A 1355-nucleotide genomic window follows, 5' to 3' on the forward strand; every position below is an offset into this window, starting at 1 on the left:
TGTGAATGCCACGACTTCGGCGGTGTACTTGAGCCCCGCTACATTGTCGGCGCGGAATCACTTGACCAGTGAGCTATTACGCACTCTTTCAAGGGTGGCTGCTTCTAAGCCAACCTCCTGGTTGTCACTGCGACTCCACATCCTTTCCCACTTAGCACACGCTTAGGGGCCTTAGTCGGTGGTCTGGGCTGTTTCCCTCTCGACTACGGAGCTTATCCCCCGCAGTCTCACTGCCACGCTCTCACTTACCGGCATTCGGAGTTTGGCTGACGTCAGTAACCTTGTCGGGCCCATTAGCCATCCAGTGCTCTACCTCCGGCAAGAAACACGCGACGCTGCACCTAAATGCATTTCGGGGAGAACCAGCTATCACGGAGTTTGATTGGCCTTTCACCCCTAAACACAGGTCATCCCCCAGGTTTTCAACCCTGGTGGGTTCGGTCCTCCACGCGGTCTTACCCGCGCTTCAACCTGCCCATGCCTAGATCACTCCGCTTCGGGTCTACAGCATGCGACTCAAACGCCCTCTTCAGACTCGCTTTCGCTACGGCTCCCCCACACGGGTTAACCTCGCCACACACCATAACTCGCAGGCTCATTCTTCAAAAGGCACGCAGTCACATCACAAACACTCCGAAAAGTGTTTACGCTCCTACGGCTTGTAGGCACACGGTTTCAGGTACTATTTCACGACCCCTCACCGGGGCGCTTTTCACCTTTCCCTCACGGTACTTGTTCACTATCGGTCATCAGGGAGTATTTAGGCTTACCAGGTGGTCCTGGCAGATTCACACAGGATTTCTCGGGCCCCGTGCTACTTGGGATCCCCTCCAACAGTCCAACCAATTTCGCCTACCCGACTCTCACGGTCTACGGCGCCACTTCCCAGAAGCTTCGGCTATCGGAAGGATTTCTAACTGTTCACGGTCTCGGCAGAAACCGTAAGAGGGTCCCACAACCCCGTAAACGCAACGCCTGCCGGCTATCACACGCCTACGGTTTAGCCTGATCCGCTTTCGCTCACCACTACTCACGGAATCACTAAATTGTTTTCTCTTCCTACGGGTACTGAGATGTTTCACTTCCCCGCGTTACCACCAACCGCCCTATACATTCAGGCGGAGGCAACACCACATGACTGGTGCTAGGTTTCCCCATTCGGACATCCCCGGATCAAAGTCTGGTTGGCGACTCCCCGGGGCTTAACGCAGCCTCCCACGTCCTTCATCGGCTCCTGATGCCAAGGCATCCACCGTGTGCCCTAAAAAACTTGGCCACAAAGATGCTCGCGTCCACTATGCAAATCTCAAACAACAAACAGCGACCCACCACCCCTGCCACCAACACCCACCCCA

Annotated in this window: 1 rRNA gene; it reads right to left on the reverse strand. The window is 55.5% G+C overall.

Annotated elements, in window-relative coordinates:
- A 23S ribosomal RNA gene (locus ACIBCT_RS40475) occupies positions 1–1276 on the reverse strand; the annotation flags it as partial.
- Positions 1277–1355 lie beyond the last annotated feature (79 nt).

The organism is Streptosporangium sp. NPDC050855 (assembly GCF_044456585.1).
In the GTDB taxonomy this organism is placed as follows: domain Bacteria; phylum Actinomycetota; class Actinomycetes; order Streptosporangiales; family Streptosporangiaceae; genus Streptosporangium; species Streptosporangium longisporum.